The following is a 22,323-nucleotide window of genomic DNA, read 5'->3' as shown; positions in this document are numbered from 1 at the left end:
CACTCGCTTTTTTTCAGAAAAAGAAAAAAGAGCTCAAACAAATGCTACAATCAGGGCTAGAATTATTTGTGAACTTTAACCATTTAAGTAATTAAATTAAATATCTGCAAACGATATTTTACTTTACTTAGAAATAATACTAAGAACCAATTCTTTAGTTAAAGGTTGCCCATTGGCTATTTTTTTTATGTTTTCGAATGTAAAAACAAAATCACAACCAGATTTGTAATTAGAACATCCGTAAGCCGTTTTTCCTTTTAAAACTGTTCCTTTTTTACATTTCGGGCAGCTAATTGTATCCGAAGAATTTGTGGCAACTTTTTTAACAGCTTGTTGTTTAGGTTCTAGTTTTAAAGCGAAATTTTCATCAAACCTTATTAAACCATCAACTTTATTATCATTTAAAACAAAACCTTTTAAGTTTGTTGTACAACCTTTATCAATTAATCGAATAGTTTGATTTTCAGAAACTTTTTTACCGTAAATTTCAAAAGGTATTTTTAAGTCGCAACCAGCTTTGTATTCAGAACAGCCATAAGCAGAAGTACCTTTTAAAAGCTTTCCTTTTTTACATTTTGGGCAGGTTTTACCCGTAACTTCTTTTTTCGATTTAGCTTTTGGTTTCGCAGCTTCTGTTTGCTTTACTTGATTTGTGTTTGCAGAAGAAATTCTTTTTTTAGATTTATTAGAACGGACTTCATACACCAACTCATCAACCATTTTTTTCATATTATTGATAAACGTTCCTGCGTTAAAATCGCCTCGTTCAATTTCTTTCAAACGTTTTTCCCAAAGTCCGGTTAATTCGGCAGATTTTAATAATTCGTTGTCAATAATATTAATTAAATCGATGCCAGTTTGTGTTGGTAATACCAGTTTTTTCTTACGCTCAATATATTTTCTTCGAAATAAAGTTTCTATAATACTTGCTCTTGTAGACGGTCTTCCAATTCCGTTTTCTTTCATTAATTCGCGCATTTCGTCATCATCAACTTGCTTTCCTGCAGTTTCCATGGCGCGTAATAAACTTGCTTCTGTGTAATTTCTTGGTGGTTTTGTCTCTTTTTCTAAAAAAGAAGGTTCATGAGTTCCTTTTTCTCCTTTTACAAAAGAAGGCAACGTCATTTTCTCATTCATTTCTTTTTTAACCTTACTTTCTTTAGTTTCAAAAACAACACGCCAACCTTTATTTAAAATTTCTTTTCCGGTTGTTTTAAAAGGAACTTCTGCTGCCTTACCAATTACAGATGTGTTAGAAACATCAGAATCTGGATAAAATACTGCAATAAATCTTCTTGTAATAATATCGTAAACCTGTTGTTGGTTGTATTGCAAATTACCTTGAATTCCTGTAGGAATTATTGCATGGTGATCTGTAACTTTTTTATCATCAAAAACACGCTTTGTTTTTTTGATTTTCTGACCTAAAAGTGGTTGTGTTAATTCGCTATAATTGGTTAATTTAGATAAAATACCGTGTATTTTTGGATACAAATCGTTTGGTAAAAAAGTAGTATCTACTCTTGGGTAGGTTACTACTTTCATTTCATATAATTTCTGTACGATTTTTAAAGTTTCGTCTGCAGAAAAACCGAACTTGTTATTACAATATACTTGCAAACCTGTTAAATCGAATAATTTTGGTGCATATTCTTTTCCTTTCTTCTTCGTTACAGAAACAATTTCAAAATCTGATTCTGCAACTTTATTTGCTAAAATTACACCATCTTCTTTCTTTAAAAACCGTCCATCTTCATAATTAAACAGCGTATTTCTGTAGGTAGTTTGCAGTTCCCAGTAAGGTTGTGGTTTAAAATTTTGTATTTCGAAATAACGGTTTACCAACATGGCTAGCGTAGGAGTTTGCACTCTACCAACTGACAAAACTTGTTTAAAGCCGCCAAATTTTACTGTATATAAACGAGTTGCATTTAAACCCAATAACCAATCTCCGATAGCACGAGAATAACCTGCATAATATAAATTATCGTAATCTTCTGCAGGTTTTAAATTTTTAAATCCGTCTTTTATAGCTTCTTCTGTAAGAGAAGAGATCCATAAACGTTCTACTTTACCTTTATAATTACATTGGTTAATTACCCAACGTTGTATCAGTTCTCCTTCTGTACCGGCATCCCCACAATTTATAATAACATCTGCTTTTTCGAATAAAGATTTTACGATGTTAAATTGTTTTTTAATTCCGGAATCTCCAGTAACTTTTGTATCAAAACGATCTGGTAACATTGGTAAGTTGTTCAAATCCCAACTTTTCCAGTGTGGTTTGTAATCTTTAGGCTCTAAAAGTGTACACAAATGCCCGAAAGTATAAGTTACCGCATAACCATTTCCTTCATAAAAACCGTCACGTTTTGTGTTGGCTCCTAGAATGTTAGCAATTTCTCTTGCTACAGATGGTTTTTCAGCGATGCAGACTTTCATTAATTATTTTTGTGTGGTCGAAAGTAGTAAATAATTATATATTTAATTAAGCTCTTTTTACGATTGTTAATAAATTTGAAGTTTTATATAATTTAAACTTTACATACCTATTATCTAAATTTTATTTCAGCTTAGACAGTTCTTTTTTAAGATCTTCCCAAGTAGATTTTTTCTTTTTATTAGAATTAATAACTTCTTGTTGTATTTCATTCTTTTGAGAATCCGTTAAGTCATCCCATAACGCTGTTTTTTCTTTTTTGCTCATATTTTAAGAATAAAAATGTTATTTAATTAAAGCTAATTGAATTCGTTTTCTCACAACATCAACCTCTAAAACTTTTGCTATAATTTGTTGTTGCAAACTTACAATAGTATTTACATCTTTTACAAAAGTATCCGATAGATTAGAAACATGAATTAGACCACTTTCTTTAATACCAATGTCTACAAAACAACCAAAATTGGTAATGTTATTTACAATGCCGGGTAATAATTGCCCGATTCTTAAATCTGAAATTGTTTTAATAGTTGCATCAAAAGAGAAAACTTTGGCCTTTTCTCTTGGATCTAAACCAGGTTTTTCTAATTCTTTTACAATATCTGTTAAAGTTGGCAAACCAATGGTTTCTGTAATATAGTTTTTTAGATTTATTTGCTTTATCAAATCAGATTTTCCAATAAGATCTGCAACTTTTATCTTATTGTCTTTTGCAATTTTATCTACTAAAGCATAACTTTCTGGATGCACAGCAGAATCATCTAACGGATTTTTACCATTCTTAATTCTTAAAAAACCTGCCGCTTGCTCAAAAGCTTTACCTCCTAAACGAGGTACTTTTTTTATGTCGTTTCTAGAAGAAAAAGAACCATTTTTATTTCTGTAATTTACAATGTTTTCAGCTAACTTTGGCCCGATTCCAGAGACATAACTTAATAAAGATTCGCTTGCCGTATTAATATTTACTCCGATGGTGTTTACACAACTTTCTACAGTTGCATCTAAAGATTTCTTTAATTTAGTTTGATCGACATCATGTTGGTATTGGCCAACACCAATCGATTTAGCATCAATTTTAACCAATTCTGCCAACGGATCTTGCAAACGCCTACCTATAGAAACAGATCCACGAACGGTTACATCGTAATTAGGAAATTCGTCTCTTGCAATTTTTGATGCTGAATAAATAGAAGCACCAGCTTCACTAACAACAAAAACATCAACAGTATTTTTAAATTGAATTTTCTTGACCAATTGTTCAGTTTCACGAGATGCAGTACCATTACCAATAGCAATAGCATCAATTTTATATGCTTCTGCTAACGAACTAATTTTTTGAATGGCTTCAATTTTTTTATTTTGAGGTTCATGCGGAAAAACGGTTTCGTTATGCATTAATTCTCCTAATTCATTTAAGCATACTATTTTACATCCAGATCTAAAACCCGGGTCGATGGCTAAGACTCTTTTTTCACCTAAAGGTGCTCCTAAAAGTAATTGTTTTAGGTTTTTAGAAAACACTAAAATAGCATCATTATCTGCCCTTTCTTTTGCTAGTGAAAGTCTCTCGTTAGATAAAGAAGGATATAGTAATCGTTTAAAGGCATCTTTAATAGCGAATTCTATTTGTGCAGAACATTCATTTTGCGTTCTAATAATTCTATTTTCAATTCTTTGCAATAATCTTTCGCTATCAACTTCAATTTTAATTCTGATAAAACCTTCATTTTCGGCTCTTAAAATTGCTAAAAATCTGTGAGAAGGAATTTTATTTAAAGACTCATTCCAATCAAAATAATCTTTAAACTTTTGTGCTTTTTCATCGTCTTTTTTAGACTTTATTACTTTGGATGAAATTGTAGCAAAACGTTCTAATTCTAGTCTAATATTATTTCTGATGTCTGTACGTTCATTAATCCATTCTGCAATAATATAACGAGCGCCTTCTATAGCTGCTTCAAGAGTTTCAACATCATTTTTAATGTATTTTGAAGCCGTAAATTCTAAATCATTCACACGTTGACTCATTATCATTTTTGCCAACGGTTCTAAACCTTGTAATCTCGCAGTTTCTGCTTTTGTTTTTCGCTTTTTCTTAAAAGGTAAATACAAATCTTCCAAAGAAATTAAATCTGTAGAATTATTTACTTTTTCGGTTAATGCTGGTGTTAAGACAGCTTGTTCTTCTAGCGCCTTTAAAATACTTTTTTTACGTTTTTCTAAAGTTTCGAAAGCTTCTTTAAATTTTACAATTTCGCCTATTTCTACTTCATCTAAATTACCTGTCATTTCCTTTCTATATCTACTGATAAAAGGAATTGTAGCATCTTCATTTAATAAAGAAATTGTATTCTCTACAGATTTAGAAGAAAATTGTGTTTGTTGTGTTATATATTGAAGTAACTGCATTTTTAAATTGAGTTTAAGCGAAAAAAAACCTCATAAAAATAAATTTTATGAGGATGTAAATATAGTTTTATTTTGTGTTTTAAGTAATTACTTTTTCAAAAGCTAATCTTTTTGCATTGTAATTGGTGTATATAATTCCGCAGTATTTGTAACCTAGTTTTTTTAATAAAGATTGCATGCTAAGGTTATCTTCGTGTGTATCAATTTTTAAACTTCTAACTTTTTTTTCTAATAATTGTAAATGAAACTCATGAAACATAAAAGTGGCTAGCCCAAATTTTCTAAATTCTTTTTTTATTGCCATTCTATGAATTACACCGTATTTTTCATTTTCAGAAACCATCCATTCACCATCAATAACGTCCTTATAAGTTGGTTCTTTTCTTAAAGTGAACATAGAAGTTGCCATAATTTTATTTTCATCATTTACAACCACATAACTTTCATTATTTTTGATATCGTTTTCAACTTGTGCTGCATTTGGATATCCGTTTTGCCATTGATCTATTTTTTGTGATTTTAAATACGCTTTTGCATCATCAATAATAATAGCAATTTCTGGAATGTCTTCAATTTTAGAAAGTCTAATCTTCATCAATATTTACTTAAATCATTTTAAAATCTAATAGTAATTCTCCGTTTACAGAACACTGTAAATGATCTCCTTTAAAGATTTCTCCTTTACCTAAAGAGGGTGTGCCAGTAAAAATTAAATCACCAGGTTGTAAGGTCATATATTTAGAAATAAACACAATAATATCAGCAAAATCATTTATCATATAAGCTGTATTACTTTTTTGTTTTTCTACTCCGTTAATTTTTAAATCGAAGTCTATATCTGCTAAATTGTAATTAGAAACAGGTTTAAAACTAGAAATAGGAGCAGCACCATCAAAACCTTTTGCAAATTCCCAAGGATGCTTAGTTTCTCTCGCGTTTTTTAGGATATCCGTAGCTGTATAATCGATACCAACGGCAATTTCTGAAATGTAAGTGTTTGCATCTTCTTTGGTAATATTTTTACCTTCTTTACCAATTTTTACAACCAATTCTACTTCGTAAATTAACTCGTTTGTAATTTCACTTGGGTAAGCTACATCACGATTTATAGCTAAACTAGATTCTGGTTTCGAAAAGATGAATTTTTTACCTTTTTTCTTTTCTTCAATGTCTTTTAAATCGGTAACATAATTACTACCTATTCCTAATATTTTCATTGTGGTTATTGTTTGTTTATGGATTAGTAAATATAAAAAAATCCACCAAAAACAATTGCTTTGGTGGATTTTTAATGGTTTATATTTTTGTTAAGCTTCTACTTTTTCTTTTTTAGAAGCCTTTGTTTTAGAGAAATCTATAGTTTCTTGATTGTTTAAAATGTCTTTAATTGTTTGTCTTTTTCTGATAAGGTAATCTTGCCCTTTATGCACCATAACTTCTGCAGGTAAATAGCGAGAATTGTAATTAGAAGCCATAGAAAAGCAATAAGCACCAGCGTTATGGAAACATAAAATATCTTCTTCAGAAATTTCTGCAATTCTTCTATTAGATGCAAAAGTATCTGTTTCGCAAATATAACCTACCACAGAATAATAACGATCTCTACCTGTAGGATTCGAAATATTTGTAATATGATGATAAGAATCGTACATCATTGGTCTAACTAAGTGGTTAAAACCAGAATCTACGTGTGCAAATACGGTAGAAGTTGTTTGTTTTACAACGTTAACTTTTGCTAAAAATACACCAGCTTCTGAAACTAAAAATTTACCAGGTTCGAACATTAAAGTAATATCTTTACCGTATTCTGTACAAAACTCATTAAATCTTTCAGATAATTGTAAACCTAATTGCTCGATGTCTGTAGAAATATCACCTTCTTTATAAGGTACTTTAAATCCGCTACCAAAATCGATAAAATCTATATTTTCGAATTGTCTTGCAACATCAAATAAAATATCCGAAGCACGTAAAAAAGTATCGATATCTAAAATATCAGAACCTGTGTGCATGTGAATTCCGTTAATGTTCATTCCGGTATTTTCTACAACACGTTTAATGTGTGGTACTTGGTGTATTGAAATTCCGAATTTAGAATCGATATGACCAACCGAAATTTTAGAATTTCCACCAGCCATAATATGTGGATTTATACGAACACAAACCGGAATATTTGGATGTTTTTGACCAAATTGCTCTAAAATAGAAAGATTATCAATATTAATTTGAACACCTAATTTGGCTACTTCTTCAATTTCAGATAAAGAAACTCCGTTTGGTGTGTAAATAATATCTTTAGGATCTATACCTGTAGCTAAACATAACTGAACTTCTTGAAAAGAAACAGTATCTAACCCAGAACCTAAGTTTTTGAAAAACTGTAAAATATTAATGTTAGATAGTGCTTTTACAGCATAATTTAACTTTAAGTTTTTTACGCTGCTAAAAGCATTTATTAATCTGTTGTATTGAGATTCTATTTTGTCTGTATCGTAAACATATAAAGGACTTCCGTATTTATTTGCCAACGCTGTTAATTGTGTACTTTCCAATTTTAAATAATTTTAGAGTGTCAAAAGTAAATAAATTGTTTAATAAATTATGTTTTGTTTAAAAATACAACAAATTGTTTTTTATTGTGATTTTTACCCTTATTTTTAGGTTTTAGTTCGTTAAAATGATGTTGATAACTAATTGCTAAAAATGTTTATTTTTTAGTGCTTAAAACTTATTTTTACGATACGCCAAACCAATAGTAGCAAGAGATTATATGAGTCAAGAAACAAAATATACAGAAGATAATATTAGATCTTTAGACTGGAAAGAGCATATAAGAATGCGTCCCGGAATGTACATTGGTAAGTTAGGTGACGGTTCTTCTGCAGATGATGGTATTTATATTCTTGTAAAAGAAGTGTTAGACAACTCTATTGACGAGTATGTAATGGGTGCCGGAAAAACCATTGAAATTTCTATTCACGGTAGTAAAGTTACTGTTAGAGATTACGGTAGAGGTATTCCTTTAGGAAAAGTAGTCGATGTAGTTTCTAAAATGAATACGGGTGGTAAATACGATTCGAAAGCTTTTAAGAAATCTGTAGGTTTAAATGGTGTTGGTACAAAAGCTGTAAATGCACTTTCTTCTTATTTTAGAGTAGAATCTTCTAGAGAAGGAAAATCTGCTTCAGCAGAATTTTCTCAAGGTAATCTAGAAAATGAAGAGTTTTTAGAAGAGTCTTCGCGTAGAAAAGGTACCAAAGTTTCATTTGTACCCGATGAAACGATCTTTAAAAACTACAAGTTCAGAAATGAATATGTAGCTAAAATGCTAAAGAACTACGTATATCTAAATCCTGGTTTAACCATTATTTTTAATGGAGAAAAATTCTTTTCTAAAAACGGATTGAAAGATTTATTAGAAGACAACAATAATAAAGAGGACATGTTGTATCCAATAATTCATTTAAAAGGAGATGATATAGAGGTTGCAATTACACACAGTAAAACACAATATTCAGAAGAATATCATTCTTTTGTAAACGGTCAACATACAACACAAGGTGGTACACACCAAGCGGCATTTAGAGAAGCAGTTGTAAAAACTATTAGAGACTTCTACGGAAAAAGTTTTGAAGCTTCTGATATTAGAAAATCTATTATCTCTGCGATTGCCATAAAAGTAATGGAACCTGTTTTTGAAAGTCAGACAAAAACCAAATTAGGTTCTACAGATATGGGAGGCGATTTACCAACCGTTAGAACTTATATTAATGATTTTCTAAAAACCAAGTTAGATAATTTTTTACACAAAAATGCCTATGTAGCAGAAACACTGCAGAAAAAGATAATTCAGGCAGAAAAAGAGCGTAAAGAATTATCTGGTATTCGAAAATTAGCAAAAGATAGAGCTAAAAAGGCAAGTTTACATAATAAAAAATTAAGAGATTGTAGAATACATTTAGGTGATGTTAAAAAAGAGAACTATCTAGAAACAACACTATTTATTACAGAGGGAGATTCTGCATCGGGTTCTATCACAAAATCTAGAAATGTAAATACTCAAGCCGTATTTAGTCTAAAAGGAAAACCTTTAAACTCTTACGGATTAAGTAAAAAGATTGTGTACGAAAATGAAGAATTTAATCTGTTACAAGCAGCTTTAAATATAGAAGATGGTTTAGAAGATTTGCGTTATAATAATATTGTAATTGCTACCGATGCCGATGTAGATGGTATGCATATTCGTTTATTATTGATCACTTTTTTCTTGCAGTTTTTTCCTGAATTGATAAAAGAAGGACATTTGTTCATTCTAGAAACTCCGTTATTTAGAGTAAGAAACAAAAAACAAACTTTTTATTGTTATTCTGATGAAGAAAAACGAGAGGCAATTGAAAAATTAAGAGGGAAACCAGAAATAACTCGATTTAAAGGTTTGGGTGAGATTTCACCAAACGAATTTGTACATTTTATTGGTAATGATATTCGATTAGATCCTGTGATGTTAGATAAAGAAATGTCTATAGAACAAATGTTGCAGTTTTATATGGGTAAAAATACACCAGACAGACAGAAATTTATTATTGAGAATTTAAAGGTAGAATTAGATTACGTAGAAGACGAAGCATAGATGAAAAAAGTAAAGACAGTTTTTAATATATTTTCAATAATTTTTCTAATCATTTTAATTTTCTGGATAACACAGGTTAATTATAATGATTTATCTTACAAAGAAAACGCTTCTGCCTATTTAGGAATTTTATCATCAGCTATGATGTCTTTAGCGTTGCAGTTGATTATTAGAGGAGTAAAAGAAAAGAAATAAAGAATTTATTAGATGTTATTTTTTTAAAAAACTGATATTTAGTAAATATGTATTTTTTGCGTTAAGGATTGAAGTGGCATCCTTTTTAGTTGTCAGTTCGAGTAAATTTGTGAAGAATGAGCAAATTTTTATCGAGAACAAAACTAAAAAGATATAACGTAAAGCCTGTTAAAACGTCCAAAGAATAAATAAATAGACTCTTAAACGAATAAACGTTTTTTACATGAGTGAAGAAATAAACGAAAACGAACACGAAGAAGAATTAACAAATGAAGGAGAACAATTAGATTCGCCTCAAGAAGAAACCATAACTAAGGTTACAGGAATGTACAAAGAATGGTTTCTTGATTATGCTTCGTATGTAATTTTAGAAAGAGCCGTACCTTCTTTAGAAGACGGTTTAAAACCAGTGCAACGTAGAATTATGCATTCTATGAAAGATTTAGACGATGGACGTTACAATAAAGTAGCAAATATTGTTGGTCATACAATGCAGTATCATCCGCATGGAGACGCAAGTATTGCAGATGCGATGGTGCAAATTGGTCAGAAAGAATTACTAATCGATATGCAAGGTAACTGGGGTAATATTTTAACCGGCGACCGTGCAGCAGCTTCTCGTTATATAGAAGCTCGTTTATCTAAATTTGCGTTAGACGTTGTGTTTAATCCGAAGACAACAGAATGGAAGTTGTCTTATGATGGACGAAGAAAAGAACCGATAGATTTACCTGTAAAATTTCCGTTATTACTAGCCCAAGGAGCAGAAGGAATTGCTGTAGGATTATCAACAAAAGTTTTACCACATAATTTTATTGAGTTAATAGACGCTTCTATAAAATATTTAAAAGGAAGAAGTTTTAAAATTGTACCAGATTTCTTAACGGGCGGAATTGCAGATTTTACCAATTATAATGATGGTAAGCGTGGTGGAAAAGTACGTGTTAGAGCAAAAATTTCTCAGTTAGATAAAAAGACTTTGGTAATTTCAGAAATACCTTTTTCTACAACTACAACATCTTTAATTGATAGTATTTTAAAAGCCAATGATAAAGGTAAAATTAAGATAAAGAAGATAGAAGATAATACAGCTGCAGAAGTAGAAATTTTAGTGCATTTACCACCCAACGTATCGCCAGATAAATCTATAGATGCGTTGTACGCTTTTACAAATTGTGAAACATCTATTTCTCCGTTAGCTTGTACAATTCAAGATAATAAACCAGTATTTGCAGGTGTATCAGAAATGTTAAAGCACTCTACAGATTTAACGGTAGAATTGCTTAAAAAAGAATTAGAAATTCAGTTAAACGAATTAGAAGAGCAGTGGCATTTTTCATCTTTAGAAAGAATTTTTATTGAAAATAGAATTTATAGAGATATAGAAGAAGAAGAAACTTGGGACGGTGTAATAGAAGCAATTGATAAAGGTTTACAACCACACATAAAACATTTAAAAAGAGCAATTACTGTAGAAGATATTACGCGTTTAACAGAAATTCGTATTAAGAAAATATCAAAATTCGATATTGACAAGGCGAAGCAATTTATAGAAAGTTTAGAAGAAAAGATTGCAGAGGTAAAAGGGCATTTAGATAATTTAATTGAGTTTGCAGTTACTTACTTTAAGCGTTTAAAAGATACTTACGGTAAAGGAAAAGAACGAAAAACAGAGATTAGAATATTTGATGATATTGTGGCCTCTAAAGTTGCAATGAATAATGCCAAACTTTATGTAAATAGAGCAGAAGGTTTTATTGGTACTTCATTAAAAAGAGACGAATTTGTAACAGATTGTTCTGATATAGATGATATTATTATCTTTAGAAAAGATGGTAAAATGATGGTAACAAAAGTAGATTCTAAAACCTTTGTTGGTAAAGATGTTATACACGTAGCTGTCTTTAAAAAGAAAGATAAAAGAACTGTTTATAATTTTATGTACAGAGATGGTGCAAGAGGACCATCTTACATGAAACGTTTTAACGTAACTTCTGTTACAAGAGATAAAGAGTACGATTTAACAAACGGAAATAAAGGTTCTATTGTGCATTATTTTACTGCAAATCCTAACGGAGAAGCAGAAGTTGTAACAGTTAATTTGCGTTCTGTTGGAAGTGTTAAGAAATTAAAATGGGATATAGATTTTGCAGATTTAGCAGTAAAAGGTAGATCAGTAAGAGGAAATAGAATTACAAAGTATTCAATTAAATCTATTGATTTTAAATCGGAAGGAGTTTCTACACTAAAACCACGAAAAATTTGGTTTGATGATACAGTGCAACGTTTAAATGTCGACGAAAGAGGAGAGCTTTTAGGTGAGTTTAGAGCAGAAGATAAATTGCTAATTATAACACAATCTGGTAAAGCAAAAGCTGTAAAGCCAGATTTAACAATGCATTTTGAAGACGATATGATCGTTTTAGAAAAATGGCAACCTAAAAAACCAATTTCTGCTATTTATTTTGATGGTGAAAAAGAACGTTATTATGTAAAACGATTTTTAATTGAATCAGTTGACAAGGAAGAGGTTTTTATTTCAGAACATGCAAAGTCTCAACTAGAAATTGTAGCAACAGATTACAGACCTGTAGCAGAAATTCAGTTTTCTAAAAGGAGTTTAGATAATGAAGAAGTTAATTTTGAAGAGTTTATAGCTGTAAAAGGAATCAAAGCGCAAGGAAACCAGTTAACTACAGATAAGATTAAAAATGTAAATCTTTTAGAATCTTTACCATATGAAGTAGAAGAGGAAGAGGTTGAAAGTAGCGGTTCAGATCAAGAAAATGAAGAGGCAGTAGATGACAAATTACCAATTGATGTACCAGTACCTGAAACAAAAAAGCCAATTTTAGAGGAACTTTCTGCAGAAGAAAAAGCAAAAATAGCTTTGCAAAAATCGATAGCGAAAAAAAAGGCTGAAGAAAAGAAGAGAGATGATGAGAATCAAACAAAATTATTTTAATAAGGCAATATCTTAATATTAAGTTAAAAAAAATGAAATATTAACTATATAATGTTAAGATAAATTTAAAATTGTACCTTAGGTAATGTAAAAGATTTCAATAAATTCATTTTTAGGTTTTTCTGTGGAAAATAATTTCTTTTACATTCAATTTTTAAAGATTTAGAAAAGTAGCCATGAAAAATAAGCTTATACTAGTATTTATCTTTTTTACTTTTACTGCCCTTTCTCAGTCAGAAATATACTATTATAAAGATTTTGAAGCCAATTTAGAAGTTTTAGATATAGAAGATAAAACTTTTAATTTGTTAGAGTATAATATTTTAGAAAAACAATCAGACGCTATTTATTGGTTTAAAATACCAGCATCTAATTCTAAAGAGGATTATATTTTTAGAATAAAAAATTACAGAGCTAACAACTCTATAGCATATCAAAATAGAAGGCCATTAGAAAAAATAAAAAATTCTAGATTTACTTCATATAAAATACAAAGAGATTATCCTGTTTTTATAAAAGTTAGTTCAGAGTATAGTGCATATTATCCGGTCGAGTTAAAATTAGAAGAAGAGTATCATTTTGATGAAAGTGTCCAAATTTTAATTAACAGTTTTTATTATGGTGCTGCTTTTTTAATTATTGTTTTTAGTATTGTTTATTATTTTTTCTTTAAAGATAACTCTTTTATTCATCACTGTTTTTTACTAATGAGTTTAGTATTTGCCTTTTTGGCATCAGATGGTATTTTTAACTTTTTTAATTTTAATAATACTATTATTGATAATTTAATTTTATTCAATTATTTTTTTCTTGGTTTTTTCTCTTTTAAGTTTGCTCATAACTTTTTATTAGTTGATAATTATTATCCTGGGTTAAAAAAATATTCACATATTATTATAGTCAATATATTTTTGTTTGTAGTACTATTCTATTTCTTTAGAAAATCAGAATTGTTTGTTATTTTAAATATATTAACTTTTCTTTTGTTTTTAACCTATTGGATTGTAAGTGTACTTTTAATTAATAAGAGTGCGCACATTAAGTTATTTACAATTGCATTTGTTATTATATTATTTAATGGAATTAATTTTACAGTCCTAAAGAATTTCGGAATTTCATTTTTTGACAATGCCCCTTTCAATATGAAAATTGGAGGCCTTGTGCAAGTTGTTACTTTATCTTTTGCAGTTGTATATAGAGAAAAGACATTAAGAAAAAGAAATTCTTACATGAAGAACGAAATAATTAATTTTAATAAAGAGATAGATTTATTAACGAGTAATATAGACAAAGAATCTAAAATTAAAGATATAGAGAATTTAAGTATTAGAGAAAGAGAGGTTTTCGATTTAATTGTAATTGGTAAGTCTAATAAAGAAATTGCTTTAGAGGTAAATGTATCTATTAATACGGTAAAGTTTCATGTAAAAAATATTTACGGGAAACTAAATATAAAAAGTAGGAAAGAGGTGCTGACAATTGATAAAAACCAGTAAAAACAAAGGTTTACATCGATTTACTACCCGTTTACTACCCGTCGACTACCCATAAAACACCCTTGTTTTTTTTAATAATTACTGACTTTTTGTCTAAATTTGAACTATAAGAAAAGCATTCCCCCAGTCTTTATTAATAAAGCCTTTAATTTTAAATTAAAGGCTTTATTTTTTATGGCATTTCTTCAAAAAAAGCTAATTTATAATCTGGTAGCAATTCCGGATTACAGATTTTTATAAGATCTTTTAACACCAAGTCTGGTCTTGTACCTGCAAGTTCATAATAAATTACACCACCTGTTTTTCCTTTTTTTATTGTTGGAGTAAAAATTTTACCTTGCTGATAAGCATTAAACTTCGCATAAAGTTTATTACTTTTTAAAAGTTGATCTTTCGAAGTAAAATAACCAGGAGCTATCCAATAATTTGCACTTTGACCTTTATCAAAAACACTCTCGAAACTTAAGGACAAACTCCCTTTACCTTTTGTGTCTTGCCATAAGTAATTTAAATTTGCATCTCTTAAAAATTGTGCAACGTAACTTTCTCCAGCTGGTAAATTCCAAATATCTTTACTCATAATTGCACCAGACAAAACAGTAGGTTTGCTTTTTGCTGATAAAGCAATTTTTTTTGCATTTAAATAATTTTTTTCGATGCTATTAAAAATACTGTCAGCCTCTTTTTCTTTATCAAATAAAACCCCAAAAAATTTAATCCATTCTGCTCTTCCTAACGGAGTTTCTTCTAGCCAATCACCATTGTAAATAACATTTATACCTGCTTTTTTTATGGTTGTTAGGCTTTTATCAGCACTAGAAACACTATAACCAACTACTAGTTCTGGTTGAAGATTAAGGAGTATTTCTGTATTTAAAGAACTTTCTTTTCCAATCTCTATAATTTTATTTTCTTCAATTAATTTTCTTGTTTTTTTTGAAGAAATATATTTTGAATAAGGAAAGCCTACAATAGATGTTTCTTCATTTAATAACTCAACCATTGGTATATGAGTTGTAGAGGTAACTACAATTTTTCGAATTGGTGTAGAGATTACAGTTCCATTTGTGGTTATCGTTTTTTTGTTTTGCTTGTTTCTTATAATATATTTAAAAACGTTATTAGAGTTTTGATATGCTGTTTTAATAATTAATTTTTTTGACCCATTTTCATTAATAATGTCAAAACCTTTAGCGTATTTAATCTTACTTTTTAGGCTATAATTTTTATCAACTTCTTTGTTGTTTTTTTGACATGATACAATTATTGATAAAAAAGTGACAAGTAATATTTTTGAGAAATTATTATTCATGAAAATTAATTTTAAGACAAGATTACAAAAATGTTTTCTAATATCAATTTATAGTCTACATTTGTGCCGATTTTGGTTTTGATGTAAAAATTGGTTTGCATCAAATTAAAAGGGAATCTAGTTAAAATCTAGAACTGTTCCCGCAACTGTAAGCTACAAAGCTTGTAACTATTCTTTTACCACTGACATTTTTTTGTTGGGAAGGTTTGTTACAAGACGCAAGTCAGGAAACCTGCCATTATCACGAGTTAAAAAAACTTTCGGGATAAAAGTTTATGTACTAATCTATTTTCGTACACAAAATTTACCTGATTTATTGTAAATCAAATTTATTAGAAATGAAAAAACAATTTATTATTGTTGGTGCGTTGGCATGTAGTTTTGTCAGCACAAATCTTTTTGCTCAAAAACAAAAAGAAAATGTAGAAACTTTAAAAGAGGTTGTAGTTACTGCAACTAAATTTAATTTAAAAAAAGAAAATACTGGTAAGGTAATTCATAAAATTACCCAAGAAATGTTGCTTCAGAATTCAGGAAAAACGGTTGTAGAAATTTTAAATAACCTAGCTGGTATTGATGTAAAGGGAGTAAATACAAATCCATCAGAACCTAGAAGTATTAATATTAGAGGTGGTAGAGCTAGACAAGTTTTAGTTTTAATTGACGGAGTACCAGTTACAGATCAATCTGCAATTAATCAAGAATTTGATTTACGTTTATTAGCGGTTAATCAAATAGAAAGTATCGAGGTTTTAAAAGGTGCATCATCTACATTATATGGTTCTGGTGCTGCAACGGCGGTAATTAGTATTACCTTAAAAAAGGCTTCTACAGACAAAGTTTCTGGTTCTTTTGAAACAAGTTTAGGTACTAATAATACTGCAAATTCTTCTAATGGAAGTTTGTCTGATAGAAACCAAAACCTAAATGTTAACGGTACTTTAGGTAAAATTAATTTTTTAGGATCTTTTAGTTTAACAGGAGTTAACGGCATTTCATCAGCAAAAAGTAACACAAATACTGCTTTTGAAACCGATGCATTTTATTCTAAAAACGCTTTAGTAAAGTTAGGTTATAAAGTAAATGAGAAGTTAACTTTAGAGACTTTTTTAAATTATGATGAATTTGATTATGATTTCGATGCTGGTGCTTTTGCTGATAGTAAAGTTAATATTGGTAGTCAAGAGCAGTTTAGAGTTGGTTTTAAGCCAACATATACTTATAATAAAGGACAACTTTATTTATTAGCTTCTGCAAATGTGATAGAAAGAGATTTAAGCCAGTTTAATTCTTTTGCGGGTGTTTTACAAGATTATGAATTTGTAGGTAGAAGTGTAAATGTAGATTTAGTAAATAGATATGAGTTTACAGAGCAATTACAATTAATTACAGGTTTAAATTATCAAATTCATAGTAACAATACAATTACTCCTTTTGGTAAGATAGAAAAAGGATTGGCTAATTTTAATACGGTAGATCCTTATGCGAGTTTAGTTTATATTTCTGATTTTGGTGTAAGCGTAAATGTTGGTGGTCGTTTAAATATACATAATGTTTATGGCAACCATTTTGTTTATGACGCAAATTTAGCTTACGCACTTTTAAATACTAATGATACAGCTTTAAAGCTATTTACTTCTTATAGTACTGCATTTATAGCACCAAGTTTGTATCAATTATACGATGGTTTTTCTGGTAATATTGATTTAAACCCAGAGTCTAACAAAACATTTGAAGCTGGTTTCGATTTAAACTTTAAAGATTGGTTGCAATTAGAAACAGTTTACTTTAATAGAAAAGAAACAGATGCTATTATTTATGATGCTTCTACGTTTAAATATGGTAATGGTTCTTCTGAAGCAAACGGATTTGAAGTAAGTGCTAAAGTAGTACCAACTTCATTTTTAGCAATAAATACATCATTTACGTATACAGATAGAGATGTAACCGAAGATTTTAATGATTACATTCCAGAAAATAAGTTGGTTGCTGGTTTAGATATTACTCCGTTTGAAAATGCATTTTTTAACTTTACTTATAGAAATGTAGGTGAAAGAACAATTTTTGATAGATATGGTTCTTTTGGTACAGCAGGTAAAGATGTTGTATTAGAAAACTACCAAGTATTAGATTTTATGACAAATTATAAAGTTTTAGGAGATACAGTTACATTTTTTGCGGCAGTAACAAATCTTTTAAATGAAGATTATGATGATGTATTTGGATATGCTACCAGAGGAAGAAATTATAAACTAGGAGTTCGATTACAATTCTAAGAAGAAGGTTTCTAAAAAAGAAAAAGTAAAAACTCCGTTTGTTACGCATGTAATCAACGGAGTTTTTTTTTTACAATAAAATTTTAACTTCTTTCTTAATAAATTCGATGGCAGTTTCTGTTGGCGGAGTAGTAGTGCTATAATCTGTAAGAATAATTTCTCGAAGTTCGTTTGCAGATTTGGCTTGATCTGCAACTTGTTTATATTTGTTTATTACAGCATTTTTTGCAGCGTAAACAGCTGTCCAAGTTTCATTTTGCACATAAATTTGTTGCACTAAATTATGGTCAAATTCTTGCTCTATGTTCGCTATCAATAATTGTAAATAATCTTCTGTGTTTGTAGATATTGGCGGAATCCTCATAAGCATTTTTACAGGGTTTATTCTATCGCAAAACAGCATTAAACGTTCGTAAGCTTGTAGTTTAATAGGTAATGACTCCTTTTTTTGTTGCGCTAAAAGTTCGAGTTTTTTTTCAGAAATTCTATTTGCAATAAAGCCATTAAACATATAATAAGCAACAAAACCTGTAACTACTGCAGGCAATATATATGCAACGCTTTCTATAAATTTATCTTCCATTAATTATGTTGTATTTAGTAAGTACGAATATAAGATTCCTATTATAATAGCAAGTCCAAAACTTAATAAAGTACCAATTAAAATATATTCGGTTAATTTTCTGTCTTTAGAAGAGGTTAGATCACCAAATCTAAAAACAGATTTAGCTGCTACTAAAAAACCAATAGCTTCCCAATGATTTGTTACAATAAAAGTAAAAACAAAAAGACGTTCTAAAATACCAATATATCTACCAGCTTTTGCCAAAGAATCATCATTATTTGTTTTTGATTCTGGATTCCATTGTGTTATAAAAACTTTAATAATGATGCCAGATACATTTGTGACTAACAGTAATGCAACTATTAATAGCAAATTTTGTTGTGTAAATATATTTGCTAATTCTATATGTAAACCTTGGTAGATAGAAGTTGTGATTATCAATACAATTATATGCAGTAATTGATCTATAAAAAACCAATTTCTTTTAGTTTTATCATTCTGAAAATATAGTTTTATAACATCAATTAAAAAATGTGTTGTTACAATTACTAGAATACCAAGCCAATATATATTCAATTTAAATTCAAGAAGAATTAATAGTAAAATTGCGTGTATGCCAGTATGTAGATATAGCTTTGAAGACTTTAATTTATTTTCTTCTTTGTTTTTTACCCATTTGTTAGGTTGCAAAACAAAATCACCTAAAATATGAGCCAATAAAAGTTTTAAAAATAAAAGCATATTAATTCTTTATTTTTTGTGCTATTAAAATCTTAAAAAGGTTGTTTAGTTTTAACACAGGCTCTAAACCAGCTCTTTTTTGTCTTTCACTAACCCTGCCTTGTGTAATACTAAGCATTTTTGCAATTTCTTTTTGAGTTATTTCAGGGTTTTCTAAAACAATTTTAAATACTTCAGCAGAATTTACAGACCAAGAATCTATAGTTAATAATGCCAAATCAAAAGCAATATTAAAGGTTTTATCTATTTCTTGCCATGGTGTTTTTATCGCTAAACTTTGTTTTTTTAAATAGTTATCAAAAGCAAAACCAGAATTTATAAAAGCTTCTCCGTTTGCTTCTGTAATCTTATCAGCATTGTATTCCTTTTTACCAATTCCTATACCAATTCTAACATCTATATTTGCTATACTTTTTAGGGCCGATTTTATTTTTAAAGCAGCTAAAAAGGCTTCTTCGGGTTTTTTAATTTCTACTTGAAAACTGTCGCCTCTATAGATTTGCCAGTATTTTGGTGATTCGCCAAAATTGACTAAAATTTCTTTTAGAGATTTTAGCCAATCGATATTGGTTGTTTTTCTAGAGTTGATAATGTCTCCGGTTAAAATACTAGTCATATATTTGCAAATAAATTTAAGTAAATATACTAAAATTTAATAGTAATAAATTAATTTTATCTGTTTTAAAGCAGATATTGTATTTTATCTGTCTATTTACAGATATTTTACTTTATCTGTTTCATGTTATTAAAGTTGATAAAACTTAATTGTTTGCTAAAATTATAAAAAATTAGAAATTATAAATGTGGAATAATTTGTGAATAAATAATAGTGTTCATTCCATAAAATCACAATTAGTTTCGTTAATTTTAACGCTTAAATACTTCAAAAAAATATCTCTTGAATAATTACTTAGAATCTTTAAATGAGCCGCAAAGGCAAGCTGTTATACAAAAGGATGGACCAATGATAATTATTGCTGGTGCCGGTTCTGGTAAAACACGTGTATTAACCTATAGAATTGCTCATTTAATGAAGCAGGGTGTAGATTCTTTTAATATTTTGTCTTTAACCTTTACCAATAAAGCTGCAAAAGAAATGAAAGCTAGAATTGCTTCTGTAGTAGGACAAAGTGAGGCAAAAAACCTTTGGATGGGAACTTTTCACTCCGTTTTTGCAAGAATTTTACGTTCCGAAGCAGATAAACTTGGTTTTCCAACTAATTTTACAATTTACGATACACAAGATTCTGTTAGGTTAATAAGTGCCATTATTAAAGAAATGGGCTTAGACAAAGAGCGTTATAAGGCGAAACAGATTTTAGGAAGAATCTCTTCATTTAAAAACAGTTTAATAACCGTTAGAGCATATTTTAATAATTCTGATTTGCAAGAAGCAGATATGCATGCAAGCAGACCAAAAGTAGGTGATATTTATAAAGCATATGTAGATAGATGTTTTAAAGCTGGCGCAATGGATTTTGATGATTTGTTGTTAAGAACCAATGAGTTGTTAGCGCGTTTTCCAGAAGTTTTAGCAAAATACCAAGACAGATTTCGATACATAATGGTAGATGAGTATCAAGATACAAACCATTCTCAATACATTATTGTTCGTGCTTTGGCAGATAAATTCGGTAATATTTGTGTGGTAGGAGACGACTCGCAAAGTATTTATAGTTTTAGGGGAGCAAATATTCAGAATATCTTAAATTTTCAAAAAGATTATCCAGAAGTTAAAACATTTAAATTAGAGCAAAATTATCGTTCTACAAGCAATATTGTAAATGCAGCAAATTCTGTAATCGAAAAAAATAAAACAAAGTTAGATAAAGAAGTTTGGACCTCTAACGACGCCGGAGACGCAATTAACGTAATGCGTACAATATCCGACGGAGAAGAGGGTAGGTTTGTAGCTCAATCTATTTGGGAAAACCAAATGAATCATCAACTTAAACCTAGCGATTTTTGCGTTTTATATAGAACAAACTCACAATCGAGAGCAATAGAAGACGCCTTACGTAAAAAAAATATTGATTATAAAATTTACGGAGGAATCTCTTTTTACCAAAGAAAAGAGATTAAAGATATTTTATCTTATTTACGTATTTTAATCAACCCTAATGATGAAGAAGCCTTAAAAAGAATTATCAATTATCCTGCAAGAGGTATTGGTGCAACAACAATAGATAAACTAACAATCGCAGCAAATCATTATAAAAAATCTATTTTCGATATTATAAAATATATAGATAAAATAGACCTTAAAATAAATTCTGGAACAAAGAATAAGCTTCAGAATTTTATGAACATGATGCTACGTTTTCAAATAGAAGCTAAAACTAAAAATGCTTTTGAAATTGCAGAAACTGTTGTAAAACAGACGCAATTAATTAAAGATTTAGAAAAAGATGGTACACCAGAAGCTGTAAGTAAAGTAGAAAATGTACAAGAACTTTTAAACGGAATTAAAGATTTTATTACTGATAAAATTGAAGAAGGACAAGATGCATCTTTAACTACTTTTTTAGAGGATGTTGCGTTGGCTACAGATTTTGATTCAGAAAAGAATGATGACAAACCAACCGTTTCTTTAATGACAATTCACCAATCTAAAGGGTTGGAATATTTGTATGTTTATGTTGTAGGATTAGAAGAAAATTTATTTCCGTCTGCAATGAGCATGAATACCAGAAGCGAGTTAGAAGAAGAACGCAGGTTGTTTTATGTTGCATTAACTAGAGCAGAAAAAGTAGCGTACTTAACGTATGCTCAAACTCGATACAGATGGGGAAAGTTAGTAGATGCAGAACCAAGTAGGTTTTTAGAAGAAATAGACGATCAATATTTAAATTACATAACACCAAAAAGTCCGAGTCCGGCAGTAAATAACTTTTTAGACAAAAGTATTTTTGATGATGCGCCAAAAGGAATTCGTTTTCAGAAACCAATTCAAAGAAAAAAAATGGAGCGAGATTTGGCGAAGAAAAAAGAAATAGTAATACCTAAAAACTTAAAAAAAGTTTCAAATGTTTCTCCTAAAATGAATCTTTTTGATGGAGAAATATCAAAAGGAAATATTGTAGAACACAATAGATTTGGTAAAGGAACAGTTATAGGTATAGAAGGTAAAGGGCCCGATAAAAAAGCAGAAATTCAGTTTGCTACCGCAGGTAAAAAGAAATTACTATTACAATTTGCTAAATTAAAAGTGATTGGGTAAATAACTAAAAATAAATTGCTATTTTGCAACTTTAAAAAACTACAAAATATAACTTGTCAGTTCTAGTGTTTTCT

At 29.4% G+C, this 22,323-nt stretch carries 16 protein-coding genes and 1 riboswitch; of the genes, 6 read left to right on the top strand and 10 right to left on the bottom strand.

Annotated features, from left to right (window positions below):
• Nucleotides 1-123 precede the first annotated feature (123 nt).
• The 6 genes from WG950_RS03380 to lysA all read right to left on the bottom strand — a co-directional run bounded on the left by WG950_RS03380 (nt 124) and on the right by lysA (nt 7,401).
• On the bottom strand, nt 124-2,442 hold the full coding sequence (locus WG950_RS03380; protein ID WP_340934152.1) for a DNA topoisomerase 3: 2,319 nt from the start codon (nt 2,440-2,442) through the stop codon (nt 124-126).
• Between the two features lie 121 nt (nt 2,443-2,563).
• Nucleotides 2,564-2,707 (bottom strand): hypothetical protein, encoded by a 144-nt coding sequence (locus WG950_RS03375; RefSeq protein WP_154066972.1) that lies wholly within the window; start codon nt 2,705-2,707, stop codon nt 2,564-2,566.
• A gap of 18 nt (nt 2,708-2,725) precedes the next feature.
• Nucleotides 2,726-4,849: a Tex family protein gene (locus WG950_RS03370; protein ID WP_340934150.1), complete on the bottom strand. Its 2,124-nt coding sequence runs from the start codon at nt 4,847-4,849 to the stop codon at nt 2,726-2,728.
• A gap of 79 nt (nt 4,850-4,928) precedes the next feature.
• Nucleotides 4,929-5,444: a GNAT family N-acetyltransferase gene (locus WG950_RS03365; RefSeq protein WP_340934149.1), complete on the bottom strand. Its 516-nt coding sequence runs from the start codon at nt 5,442-5,444 to the stop codon at nt 4,929-4,931.
• A gap of 10 nt (nt 5,445-5,454) precedes the next feature.
• A complete protein-coding gene (locus WG950_RS03360) occupies nt 5,455-6,066 on the bottom strand; it encodes a fumarylacetoacetate hydrolase family protein (protein ID WP_340934148.1) in 612 nt (203 codons plus the stop codon).
• Nucleotides 6,067-6,156: 90 nt separating this feature from the next.
• Nucleotides 6,157-7,401 (bottom strand): diaminopimelate decarboxylase, encoded by a 1,245-nt coding sequence (gene lysA / locus WG950_RS03355; protein WP_340934147.1) that lies wholly within the window; start codon nt 7,399-7,401, stop codon nt 6,157-6,159.
• Between the two features lie 218 nt (nt 7,402-7,619).
• Here lysA and WG950_RS03350 point away from each other — a divergent pair, with 218 nt between their 5' ends.
• The 4 genes from WG950_RS03350 to WG950_RS03335 all read left to right on the top strand — a co-directional run bounded on the left by WG950_RS03350 (nt 7,620) and on the right by WG950_RS03335 (nt 14,135).
• Nucleotides 7,620-9,479, top strand: coding sequence for a DNA topoisomerase IV subunit B (locus tag WG950_RS03350; protein ID WP_340934146.1), 1,860 nt, complete (start codon nt 7,620-7,622; stop codon nt 9,477-9,479).
• On the top strand, nt 9,480-9,674 hold the full coding sequence (locus tag WG950_RS03345; protein ID WP_340934145.1) for a hypothetical protein: 195 nt from the start codon (nt 9,480-9,482) through the stop codon (nt 9,672-9,674).
• A 223-nt stretch (nt 9,675-9,897) separates the two neighbouring features.
• On the top strand, nt 9,898-12,639 hold the full coding sequence (locus WG950_RS03340) for a DNA gyrase/topoisomerase IV subunit A (protein ID WP_340934144.1): 2,742 nt from the start codon (nt 9,898-9,900) through the stop codon (nt 12,637-12,639).
• A gap of 176 nt (nt 12,640-12,815) precedes the next feature.
• On the top strand, nt 12,816-14,135 hold the full coding sequence (locus tag WG950_RS03335; protein ID WP_340934143.1) for a LuxR C-terminal-related transcriptional regulator: 1,320 nt from the start codon (nt 12,816-12,818) through the stop codon (nt 14,133-14,135).
• Nucleotides 14,136-14,307: 172 nt separating this feature from the next.
• Here WG950_RS03335 and WG950_RS03330 read toward each other — a convergent pair whose 3' ends face one another.
• Nucleotides 14,308-15,447: an ABC transporter substrate-binding protein gene (locus tag WG950_RS03330; protein WP_340934142.1), complete on the bottom strand. Its 1,140-nt coding sequence runs from the start codon at nt 15,445-15,447 to the stop codon at nt 14,308-14,310.
• A 56-nt stretch (nt 15,448-15,503) separates the two neighbouring features.
• A riboswitch (cobalamin riboswitch) is annotated at nt 15,504-15,701 on the top strand.
• An 84-nt stretch (nt 15,702-15,785) separates the two neighbouring features.
• On the opposite strand from WG950_RS03330, the gene WG950_RS03325 reads away from it, so the two are divergent.
• Entirely contained in the window at nt 15,786-17,723 is a 1,938-nt protein-coding gene (locus WG950_RS03325; protein ID WP_340934141.1) for a TonB-dependent receptor plug domain-containing protein, read from the top strand.
• Nucleotides 17,724-17,793: 70 nt separating this feature from the next.
• Here WG950_RS03325 and WG950_RS03320 read toward each other — a convergent pair whose 3' ends face one another.
• The 3 genes from WG950_RS03320 to WG950_RS03310 are packed head-to-tail and all read right to left on the bottom strand — an operon-like array spanning nt 17,794 to nt 19,645.
• The gene (locus WG950_RS03320; protein WP_340934139.1) at nt 17,794-18,306 is read right to left on the bottom strand and encodes a hypothetical protein; all 513 of its coding nucleotides are present in this window, start codon (nt 18,304-18,306) and stop codon (nt 17,794-17,796) included.
• A gap of 3 nt (nt 18,307-18,309) precedes the next feature.
• Nucleotides 18,310-19,029, bottom strand: a complete 720-nt coding sequence (locus WG950_RS03315; protein WP_340934138.1) for a DUF3307 domain-containing protein — start codon at nt 19,027-19,029, stop codon at nt 18,310-18,312.
• Between the two features lies 1 nt (nt 19,030).
• Nucleotides 19,031-19,645, bottom strand: coding sequence for a SatD family protein (locus tag WG950_RS03310; protein WP_340934137.1), 615 nt, complete (start codon nt 19,643-19,645; stop codon nt 19,031-19,033).
• Nucleotides 19,646-19,927: 282 nt separating this feature from the next.
• Here WG950_RS03310 and WG950_RS03305 point away from each other — a divergent pair, with 282 nt between their 5' ends.
• On the top strand, nt 19,928-22,249 hold the full coding sequence (locus WG950_RS03305) for an ATP-dependent helicase (RefSeq protein ID WP_340934136.1): 2,322 nt from the start codon (nt 19,928-19,930) through the stop codon (nt 22,247-22,249).
• Nucleotides 22,250-22,323: the final 74 nt, after the last annotated feature.

Origin of the sequence: Polaribacter marinaquae (assembly GCF_038019025.1) — a bacterium.
Classification (GTDB): Bacteria; Bacteroidota; Bacteroidia; order Flavobacteriales; family Flavobacteriaceae; genus Polaribacter; species Polaribacter marinaquae.
The sequence above is the reverse complement of the archived record's forward strand: the minus strand, read 5'-3'. Positions and strand labels throughout refer to the sequence as shown.

Bases quoted from the DNA above. Each gene is read 5' to 3' on its own strand.
- WG950_RS03380 (WP_340934152.1), bottom strand. From the start codon at position 2,442: ATGAAAGTCTGCATCGCTGAAAAACCATCTGTAGCAAGAGAAATTGCT.
- WG950_RS03375 (WP_154066972.1), bottom strand. From the start codon at position 2,707: ATGAGCAAAAAAGAAAAAACAGCGTTATGGGATGACTTAACGGATTCT.
- WG950_RS03370 (WP_340934150.1), bottom strand. From the start codon at position 4,849: ATGCAGTTACTTCAATATATAACACAACAAACACAATTTTCTTCTAAA.
- WG950_RS03365 (WP_340934149.1), bottom strand. From the start codon at position 5,444: ATGAAGATTAGACTTTCTAAAATTGAAGACATTCCAGAAATTGCTATT.
- WG950_RS03360 (WP_340934148.1), bottom strand. From the start codon at position 6,066: ATGAAAATATTAGGAATAGGTAGTAATTATGTTACCGATTTAAAAGAC.
- WG950_RS03350 (WP_340934146.1), top strand. From the start codon at position 7,620: ATGAGTCAAGAAACAAAATATACAGAAGATAATATTAGATCTTTAGAC.
- WG950_RS03345 (WP_340934145.1), top strand. From the start codon at position 9,480: ATGAAAAAAGTAAAGACAGTTTTTAATATATTTTCAATAATTTTTCTA.
- WG950_RS03340 (WP_340934144.1), top strand. From the start codon at position 9,898: ATGAGTGAAGAAATAAACGAAAACGAACACGAAGAAGAATTAACAAAT.
- WG950_RS03335 (WP_340934143.1), top strand. From the start codon at position 12,816: ATGAAAAATAAGCTTATACTAGTATTTATCTTTTTTACTTTTACTGCC.
- WG950_RS03330 (WP_340934142.1), bottom strand. From the start codon at position 15,447: ATGAATAATAATTTCTCAAAAATATTACTTGTCACTTTTTTATCAATA.
- WG950_RS03325 (WP_340934141.1), top strand. From the start codon at position 15,786: ATGAAAAAACAATTTATTATTGTTGGTGCGTTGGCATGTAGTTTTGTC.
- WG950_RS03320 (WP_340934139.1), bottom strand. From the start codon at position 18,306: ATGGAAGATAAATTTATAGAAAGCGTTGCATATATATTGCCTGCAGTA.
- WG950_RS03315 (WP_340934138.1), bottom strand. From the start codon at position 19,029: ATGCTTTTATTTTTAAAACTTTTATTGGCTCATATTTTAGGTGATTTT.
- WG950_RS03310 (WP_340934137.1), bottom strand. From the start codon at position 19,645: ATGACTAGTATTTTAACCGGAGACATTATCAACTCTAGAAAAACAACC.